The organism is Agrobacterium genomosp. 2 str. CFBP 5494 (genome assembly GCF_900013495.1).
GTDB lineage: Bacteria > Pseudomonadota > Alphaproteobacteria > Rhizobiales > Rhizobiaceae > Agrobacterium > Agrobacterium pusense.
In genome coordinates, this window is sequence record NZ_LT009719.1 from 2045256 (window position 1) to 2055041 (window position 9786).

Here is a 9786-nt window from a genome sequence, read left to right on the forward strand (position 1 = left end):
ATCAAGCGATCCAAACTACAGGATTGTTGCAGGGATGAAAAGATTAGATCATTTGCTACCGACTCAGTCCAAGCCCCTGTGACCGGTTCATTTGCTGTTTCAGCGCATAGTCATGGCTGAGCTCGGCGTGGCGTGTACGATATACAATACGGGCGATCGCCTCGATCTGCTCGGCGTGCTTTGCGAGCTCCGGGCGTGTCTCAAGCTCTTCGCCGAACCTGCGAGGATCGGAACTACCAAACCGCTGCGTGAGCGCTTCGGCCACCAGCTTTGCTTCATTGAGCGCGGCTTGCCCCTCAGGTGACGATCGCAGCTCTTTGATGAACTTGCTTCGCCTCTCGACCGGCATCTTCTCCACCTGGGCAATGATTTCGGCACTAAGCGTCGTGAGACCGGGCACCTCGATCACGTCACGCTGTTCACGCTGCCATTGTTCGCTTTGACGCTCTTCCCCAAGCCTGCGCTCCCATGCCTCTGAGACATAGCCGATATGGGCAGCGAGAGACCTGGCATATTGCAGCGCCTCCTTCCGCTCCTTGTTGTTGCCGAACAGACCTGACTTGCCGCGTAGCTCCCCAAACCGCTCTGGCTGCCCGGCCATGACCTTTGCCATGATCTTGCCATTGCCTTCCTTCTCGGTCATCGCGGTGCGCAGTCTTGCGGCGACTTCGGCCGGATCACGGAACACGTGCTGCACGAGAGAGCCCACCATATCGAATTGCTGATCGATGACGGACATCGCCCTTTGCTGCGCCACCTCTTCGATACTGCGTTGGTATCGGGTGATGGCTGGAACAAGCGGCGCTGGCTTAGCGCGTTCCAGGGGCGAGTGCTGGCCGACAGCTTCTGTGGGGGCAGGGACGGCCCCGTCTCGCGACATGAGATCGGACCAGCGGATGCGGCGATATCCTTTATTGTCCTCAGTTCTGTGCTGATCTTCGCGGCGAACAGGGCCGGCCAGATCGCCGCCAGGTTCCTCGTAAACCCGCTGACGCTCTGATGCCCGGCCCTGCTGCTCCCGAGCCGGTTGGGCCGCGCGGGACAGGACCTCTTGACGCTCATCCCGGCCGGAAGCAAGTTCGATCTCGCTTTTGAGCCCGAGCTGCTCCGCGATCCCTTGGTCGCCTGCGATGCATTGGTCGCTTGCGATCCCGCGCCGCTCTGCAAAGTCGCTGATGTAATCCAGCGTCGTTTCCTTCACGCCGGAACACGACAGGCGGCTTGTCAGCTTCTGATAGGCCAGTTCATCACCCTTGACGACACGCCATGCATTGCGCTCGGCCTTTGTGCCGTCCGGAAGCGTGACAGGCGTGGCGCCTTCATGCTGCAGTCCAATCCTGTCTCTGATCTCTGGCGATGCATCTCGCATGGCCCGCTTGAGATCGACGCCCCACACCGTGCGCTGATCGCCCTTGTCATTCTCCAGCGTCACAAAATAGCTGTCGCGTGATTGCGGATTATGCTCGTAAGGCGCGACGCCGTGATCAACCAGCCGGCCTGCATTGGTGAACTCCTGGATGTCGGCATAGAGCTGCACGCTGTCGCGATGCCTTGTCATGGCGACATAGGCCAGATGCCGGTCCATGGTGCTGGACGCCAGCACAAAGGCGCGATCGACCGTCGCTCCCTGGTTTTTATGGATGGTCGTCGCATAACCGTGGTCGATCGCCTGGTAGCTGTCGGTGGCAATGCTGACACTGTCGCCGCCTCGGCCATCGAGCCGGGCGATGATCTTATTCGGCTCGACATGCTCGACGGTGCCAAGCATGCCGTTTTTGACGCCGAGGTCGCGGTTGTTTTCGAGGAAGATGATCCGATCGCCGGCGGCGAAGGGGCGTTTGCCGGTACTGGTCTGGAAGGTGAGTTCTCCAACTTCCTCACTTTTCCCGCGGTCCTCAACATCCCCACGGTCTCCACGGTCCGCACCGGCATTCTGCCTGTGGCCGCGCTCGAGCCTTTGTCGGTTCTGAAGCTCGGAACGAATAGCGGTATTGAGGGCGCGCACATCGGCGCGGCGGTGCGCCATGGCAACCCGGGTGCCATCGGCACGCTTCTCATGATCGGCAACATAATCACGCACGATCTGCGCCATCGCCGCGTCGCGGCTTTCCGCAAAATGGATGTCGCCGTGATCCCGATAGGCAGCCAGCCCCTCGGTCGTCTTGTGGGTCGCAAAGGCAACCGATGCTTGCCTCTGCCAATCATGGCGCTGGCGGCGAATGCCGGAAAGCTCGACGTGACCAATCTGCTCGGCGATCGCCCTGAAGGGTGCACCGGCCCCGATTGCCTGCAGTTGCTCATGGTCGCCGACAAGAACAATCTTTGCGCCACGCTCTTCGGCCTCGCCGATGAACCGGGCAAGCTGACGGCTGCCGACCATGCCGGCCTCATCGATAACGAACACGTCACGTCGGCCGATCTGATCCCGGCCATGGTCCCAGCTGTATGACCATGACGCCAGCGTGCGGCTTTGAATGCCGGAACTTTCCTCAAGTCCCTCGGCTGCCTTTCCGGCTAATGCCGCACCATGGACCTGATAGCCTTGAGCCTCCCACGCCTCGCGCGCGGCTGCGAGCATGGTGGACTTTCCCGCACCTGCAAACCCGACCACGGCCGCAATGCGTTCTCGCCCGGTAATATGCTCGATCGCCTGACGCTGTTCGGCCGACAATCCCGCAGACGGATCGCTCGCAGCCGACGGTCCGCCAGAGCTTGTCCGAAGAGCGTGATCCTGCCTTTCCATCGCGCGCTCGACATGGCGCGGATCGACACCGTGGGACTGCGCCTGATGCAGCCGCTCCGCCGATCGCGCCATTGCGAGTTCCAGATTTATCATGTCCCGCGTCGAATAGCGCGCATTGGAGACGTCGCCCGTCTCAGGATCGATGTGCTCAGCCTGAAGTTCGACAAGCGCTGACGACGCCATGACAGCGGCAAAGGCGTTCTGGAATGTTTGGGCGTCATCGTTGATGTAGCGGTGCAGGGTTTTGGCGATATCGTGCCGGTCGAACACGCTCTTCTCATGGCTGATCAGCGACAAAACCTGTTCCGGTTTCTGGCGGATCAGTTCGGCATTCTGCCGTGCCGCCTCGTCATCCAGCCTCCCGCGCTCGACTGCCATGCCTTGCTGCTGCATCTGCGAGGCATGCACGCCCATGTGCTCGGTCGGCGACAACTCAAGACCGCGCTCCATGTGCGAGCGATGATCGATGCGAACGTCCAGACCTTCGCGCTGAAGCTGACGGTTGGCAATGCCTTCCCATGCCTGCCGGATATCGCGCAGCTGCATATCGGTCGTCGCCATACCATGTGCCAGCAGCCGTGCGTTCTTATGCTCGAGATACGTTTTCTCGCCAAGGCCGGTTCTGCCAACCTGTCGCGTCGTCATCAGCACATGCGCATGGTAGTTCCTGATATCACCATGCTCGCTTGGCGAATGGATGGCAAAATCCACGGCCGCGCCATAGCGGTTTGCAAGATCCTGGGCAAAGGCGCGTGCAGCCTTCAGCCGCCCTTCTGGCGACAGCTCATGCGGAAGCGCGATTTCGAATTCACGGGCGACGCGGGCATCTTTTCGCTTTTCTGCAAACTCGGCAGCGTTCCACAAAGCCGAACGATCCAAAGCCCAATCGGCAGAAAGACCCTCCGGCAGCACAATCTCCTTATGCTCCACGCCCTCTTTGCGGGTAAAATCATGCACGAGGCCATCGCGGTGATTGGTAAGAAGGACCGCACAACGATAGGCGGCGGATGCGACGGCACTGCGACCGGATGAGCGTGAGACAGGCTTGGTGCTGAGATGATAAATCGCCAACCGAAATCTCCGATCCGCAAACGGGGAAATTCAGCGCTCTGATGCGCGGCAAGTCGTAAGTGCGCCCTTGTCTGTTTACCGGTGGCGACGCTAGCAACATCGAACGGGCATTTCGACTGCTAAAAGTGGTCAGCAAAATTCAACCTGAGATAATGAACCCTTCAATGTTCGCTATTGAGGACGGCCGGTATTCCAATACCATTGGCATCAATCAGAGATGGCTGGCCAGGACCGAAGGCGCATAGTCGGGGAAGGCAGGCATTTGCCTGGCGGCTATCAAAACCGGAGTTCGAGCGAGCTCTGGTTTCGCCCATACGGGACACCGTGGATCAGCGGAGCAGACATGAAGACCAGATTTGAGTTTTGCCGGACCGTAAGCAACGCGAGCGTGTCCGCATCGCCGGAATTATTCAGAAAAAATTTGCTGATCTGGTGGCGCGCTCGGCGTCTGACGCCAGGAGGGATGGACAGATTTTCAAAATCATTCTGTTCGGTCTTGGGCGAAAATCTCATCTGCCCGGGTGACGGCGGCGTCATGAACCATAGGGTCCAACCTCCTCTTACAATCGCTATGCCGATCTCCTCATAGAAACTGGTCTGCCTTCCAGGAGCAAAGCCGTGCAACGGCAGCTCCGGTGCGACCGCAATCGAAAGGAATAATCGTGGCAAGGAAAACCATAAAACAGCGCCTGGCTGAACTGGATGCGCAACGGTCTGCGCTGAAGGCCCGTCTCTCGAAAACCGAGCGCAACAACGATATGCGCCGCAAGGTCCTGATCGGCTCGCTCGTTCTGCATCACCTGGATTCCTCGAATGATCAGGAGTTCAGCAAGCGACTCGGTGAATGGTTGCGCCGCGAACTGCCGGGCTTTCTGACACGCGACAATGACAAGGCGCTGTTTGACGATCTGATCGGACAAGGACTGACGGACAAGGGAGAGGGTGGCGAAAGCGCGGAAGGGTATCCATGAACCGGTTACGGCTTTCTTGGGACGCATTCAAGAACATGATGCGAGCCGTCGCGCGTGATCCGCTCTGGGCATTTCTGGCTTTGATCGCCATGCCCTTCCGGATCTGGAAACGGCTTCTTGGATTTATGTTCATCCTGTTCAACGTCACCTTTGTCATCGGCATGGGTGGCGGTCATTTCCTTGAGCAAATGGGTTTTGATCACGGCTCGCCTGTCTACATCATCCCAGGTGTCCTCACCCTGCTGGCGCTTGCCGTTATCACCTTTTGGTTCATCACCACTCCACTGATTTTGCATTTTGGGGACAGTGACGATGAGACCCATGGTTCCGCCCGCTTTGCGACAGACAAGGAGATAGCCGCACTCACCTCATCCGGCTCAGGCCTGTTGATCGGTCGTCATACGAAAACGGCAAAGCCCCTGCGTTATGACGGCCCGGCCCATCTCCTCACCATGGCGCCGACGCGAACCGGCAAGGGTGTGGGCACGATCATTCCAAACCTGCTGACGGCCGAGCGTTCGGTGATCTGCATTGATCCAAAAGGCGAGAATGCAAGGATCACGGGGCGTGCTCGCCAGAAATTCGGACCGGTTCACGTGCTCGATCCTTTTGGGGTTACCGGCAGACCCTCGGCCGCTTTCAATCCCCTGGCCATCCTCGATTCCGACAGCCTTGATGTTGCGGACGATGCCAGTGCCCTTGCCGACGCTCTTGTATTCGACGAACCGGGTATGGTGGGGGAGGCGCATTGGAATGAGGAGGCAAAAGCGCTGATTGCCGGATTGCTGCTCGAGATCGTTTCGGCGGAGCCTTTGCGACGCCGGCACCTCGCAACACTTCGCGAGTATCTTACCCTTGCTCCGGAACAGTTTGCAGCCCTGCTGAAACGGATGCAGGACAGCGATGCGGCAAGCGGTCTTGTTGCGCGCGCCGCAAACCGCCACCTTGGAAAATCCGATCGCGAAGCTGCAGGCGTTCTGTCGGCCGCCCAACGCCATACGCATTTTCTTGATTCACCGCGCATGACGGCCGTTCTCAGTCGCTCGGATTTCCGGTTTGCCGATCTCAAGCGCAGTAACATGACGGTGTTCCTCGTCTTGCCGCCTGACCGCCTCTCGACTTATTCACGCTGGCTGCGCCTGCTTGTCTCGCAAAGCCTGCTCGAAATGGCACGCGATCCAACCAAGCCCGCGACACCGGTTCTCTATCTGCTCGATGAGTTCGCATCGCTTGGGCATCTGGCCCCAGTCGAACGCGCGATGGGTCTGATGGCGGGTTATGGTGTCCAGCTTTGGCCCATCCTGCAGGACATCCATCAGCTGCGCGCCACATATGGTCACCGCGCCGGAACCTTCCTGTCAAACGCGGGTGTGCTCCAGGTCTTCGGCGTCAACGATCGTGACAGCGCCCGCCTCATCTCTGATTTGCTCGGGCAGGAAACGGTGGTGTTCCAGACGATGGCGAGAGCGCTCGATTCCGATAAGACTGGGATCTCCTACAGCCAACAGCATACCGGCCGGCCGCTGCTGACCCCTGATGAGGTGCGCAATCTGCCGGCGCACGGACAATTGCTGTTCCTGGCCGGGCAGCGGCCAATTTTTGCTGACAAGCTTACCTATTTTAGCGATCCGGAGTTTAGGGAGATGTTCGACGCGGTCTAACGGGACGTAGAGAACGAAGGCATTCGGCATTTTCATCGGACCTTTTATGCGCGGCCTCGGACTCTCTCGGCGCAACGGGAGGAGGATAGGCCCAGAATTCAATCCTCGTCCTCAACGGCTTGCCGGGACGACGCAGGATGGTGCGCGGTGGTCCAGCCTGTCCTGACGGGAACGCGCTCCCCATAGCGCCGAAGTGAGCGGCAGGACAGGCGTACGTCTTGCTGCGAAGGCGCGAATGGGAACCGGTCTGAATGCGATCGAAGGCGCGTTGCACCCCGCGACGATAGGAAAGTCGCCGGGAGGACGGCAGACGGCTTTCCGCGTATTTGAAACAGAGGCCATTCAGCCTTTGCGATCGAGCCCGTCTTCGGCTGTTGCTGGCAGACCGGATCGCGCTCTTCACGTCGTCTTCGGGACGTTTGCCTTGTTGGCCCATAGCGCAATTCATGGTTCTGGCTGCCAGCCGTTTATCTGCCTCGAAAAATCGACGGGCACTTTTGCCATTTGATGAATGTGGCGAAGCGTATAAGGTCCATGAATACCACAAGCGCGATCAGACCGGCGCGACAATCGGAAGCCAGCCAGACCCTGTTCCCATGATGAAATCCTCCCTTGATCATATCCCGCAGAGAAAGCAACAAGAGCTTGCCCGTGCGCTGGAGATCCTGCACGAGGAGTTCGAGGATGCCCTGGGAGAGGGCACCGCCGATTTCAAAAAGCGCGGGCGCATTCTCAAAATCGTCCTGTTCGGTTCCTACGCCCGCGGCACCTTTGTCGACGAGCCGCATACGATGAAGGGCTATCGTTCGGATTTCGATTTGCTGGTGATCGTCAACAATCGCAAGCTGACGGATCATGCGACCTTCTGGTACAAGGCGGCCGACCGGATCATCCGCGACAGCTTCATCGAAACACCGACGCAGTTCATCGTGCATTCTCTGCGCGAGGTGAACACGGAGCTTAAGAAGGGCCACTATTTCTTCTCGGATATCCGCAAGGAAGGCATCATTCTTTACGAGCTTGATGACGAGCCGCTCGCTGAGCCGAAGCTATTGACAGCTGAAGAGCGTCTCGAGGTGGCGAGGGAGCACTATAATGAGAGACTCGGGCTTGCTCTCTCGTTCATGAAAGTCGCCCGTTTCTGTATTAGTGAAAACGATCTTCGGCTTGGCGCTTTCGAATTGCATCAGTGCATTGAGCAAGCATACTCCTGTGTCATCCTGACCCTGACCAATTATGGGCCCGCCTCTCACAACATCAAGTTCCTACGCTCTCTTGCCGAGGAACAGGATCTGCGATTGGCGGAAGCGTTTCCACGGGATCAACATCGTCAACGAGCCTGGTTTAACAGGATCAATGAAGCCTACGTGAAGGCTCGATATTCGAAACATTTCGAGATCAGCGAAGAGGCGCTAGTCTGGCTCGGTGAGCGCACCGCACATCTGCTCGAGCTGGTAAAGGCCGTTTGCGATGAACATATCGAAAAGCTCGAACGTGACGTTCGAATGGGCGGGGGTGAAAGCGGCCAATGACAGCCAGGTGCCGAAGCAGGTTCTAATTTTGCTCCTTATAGTGGGGCATTTGCGGCGGTTTTTCATTTAATCGACCCAATAGATTTTTCAGGAGCATTCTTGCCGGCCGCAGAGATTTCAACGGCGGATTCAGCGTAATAATTGCTGCTTATCGCCGATTAACATTGGCTGGTATGGTAGGGCATCTCCCGACGTCCAGAGGACGACGCTGAGGGCGGTATCAGTCGTTTCCGGAGGCGTAACCGCACTTTGATGTCGCTAGATATATAATATTGCGGGTCTGATGTTTTATTCGATATCAAGGATCGACATGAATACGATACGTACATCATACCTGGACTGCCGGGCTGGCTGTCAACAGGTGTCTGGTCAGGCTGCATGAGCCGTATTGGGCCGCTTGGACTGGCCGCGCAGGAACGGCAACTTTAGGTGCTGCTTAACATGCAGCTTGGCATAAGGATGCTCAACCGACTGCAAAAACCGGCGGACGGATGCGTGGATGCTGCAGGACTTGCCGCGGCGTTAGCTGCCGCGGATGGCGCCGCGTGGTGCTGATCGTCAACTGCTTGAGGATTTGCTCAAAGGGGAAATCATGGATGAGACTGGCTGAGCGTTTGCTGGCGGCAGAAGGAACGTGTCCGTCCGCGTCCGGTCCTGGTCGGCATGTTCAGTGGTTGGCTGCTAATACGCGGGCGAACAGGTTGCCCGCACTTGCCGACCCCGGCTTTTCGCTTCCGCCTTTTTAAAAAGGACGAGTGGTCGAGCAGGTTGGCATCACGGATGAGGTCGGCAATGAAACTGTTGGTCAGGGTCGTGGTATGAGGTTGCCGAGTCTGCTGACCGACGTCAACAGAAGTCCTGCAGCGCGGCCTCTGGACTGCGGTTTGGGGGCTTTACTGTGGTGCCAGAGCATCAGGGCGGAAACGCGCGGTGAACAAGATTATGCTGCTACCTTCGTAATATATTATGGATAAATATCATGAATTTATGTGAAAGTTCTGATAGAGTAAATTAAGGTTATTGTAGGTGCCGGTGTAGTAATTTATCTGGCAATGTTGATGAAACAATAGTCTCCTTATACGAGTAAAGACCTTTGCTCTTGATAGGTGCGACCCCACACAAATTCCCGATCGGGATGATTTGGTGCGATCAAGTGAGAGGCTTACCGATCGGGAAGTAATACCTTGGTTCTTTTGAAAACTTCCTGTACGGTAAGTCAATAAATGGAGGTTGACGATGTTCAGGTCCGCACGCGATTTCGGCGCCGCGATCAGGGAGAAACGCAAATCTCTTGGCTGGACGCAAACCGGGCTTGCTGCCCGTTCCGGAACGGGTGAACGCTTCATCGTCGAGCTTGAGTCGGGCAAGCCGAGTTGCCAGCTCGAAAAAGCCCTGATCGTCGCGCGCACCGTCGGCATTGAGATCGGCGATCTCAAGACGGTCCAGACTGTGTCGGCCGCGCCGGACGATGACCTTGGCTTTTTGCCGATGTTTGGTGCTGATTGATGACAACCATCTACTACCAGACCTTGCCTGTCGCCCATCTGACTTTTGAAGGCGAATGGAGGTTGGACTATGATCCGGGCTGGGAAGCACGCCGCACGGCCTTTCCGGTGTCGCTTACCATGCCGCTGCGCTCCGGGTCCGTGGGTGCTGCCAAGCTGCTGCCCTGGCTTGCCAATCTACTTCCGGAAACACATCTTGCCGAGATCGGCCAGCGACTCAAGGTTTCTCCGCAGGACATTGTCGGTCTGCTTGGTCATATCGGACGTGACACGGCTGGGGCGCTGTCGATCGGCGAACCGCGG

At 57.7% G+C, this 9786-nt stretch carries 7 protein-coding genes; 5 read left to right on the forward strand and 2 right to left on the reverse strand.

Going from position 1 to position 9786, the window contains the following annotated elements; all coding sequences use genetic code 11:
• Positions 1–55: 55 nt before the first annotated feature.
• Positions 56–3814, reverse strand: coding sequence for a Ti-type conjugative transfer relaxase TraA (traA, locus tag AGR2A_RS24355; protein ID WP_080823398.1), 3759 nt, complete (start codon positions 3812–3814; stop codon positions 56–58).
• Between the two features lie 276 nt (positions 3815–4090).
• Positions 4091–4438: a hypothetical protein gene (locus tag AGR2A_RS29745; protein WP_167378244.1), complete on the reverse strand. Its 348-nt coding sequence runs from the start codon at positions 4436–4438 to the stop codon at positions 4091–4093.
• A gap of 38 nt (positions 4439–4476) precedes the next feature.
• Here AGR2A_RS29745 and AGR2A_RS24360 point away from each other — a divergent pair, with 38 nt between their 5' ends.
• The 5 genes from AGR2A_RS24360 to AGR2A_RS24380 all read left to right on the forward strand — a co-directional run.
• The gene (locus AGR2A_RS24360; protein WP_139786403.1) at positions 4477–4785 is read left to right on the forward strand and encodes a mobilization protein; all 309 of its coding nucleotides are present in this window, start codon (positions 4477–4479) and stop codon (positions 4783–4785) included.
• Positions 4782–6446: a type IV secretory system conjugative DNA transfer family protein gene (locus AGR2A_RS24365; RefSeq protein WP_080823400.1), complete on the forward strand. Its 1665-nt coding sequence runs from the start codon at positions 4782–4784 to the stop codon at positions 6444–6446. The genes AGR2A_RS24360 and AGR2A_RS24365 overlap by 4 nt, the downstream gene beginning before the upstream one ends.
• Before the next feature lie 596 nt (positions 6447–7042).
• Positions 7043–7978 carry a nucleotidyltransferase and HEPN domain-containing protein gene (locus tag AGR2A_RS24370; protein ID WP_080823473.1) on the forward strand — a complete coding sequence of 312 codons (936 nt, stop codon included), beginning with the start codon at positions 7043–7045 and terminating at the stop codon, positions 7976–7978.
• 1236 nt (positions 7979–9214) lie between these two features.
• Positions 9215–9484, forward strand: coding sequence for a helix-turn-helix domain-containing protein (locus AGR2A_RS24375; RefSeq protein WP_080823401.1), 270 nt, complete (start codon positions 9215–9217; stop codon positions 9482–9484).
• Positions 9484–9786 (forward strand): HipA N-terminal domain-containing protein (locus AGR2A_RS24380; RefSeq protein WP_139786404.1); only part of this gene is annotated, 303 nt, incomplete at its 3' end. The genes AGR2A_RS24375 and AGR2A_RS24380, both read left to right, overlap by 1 nt.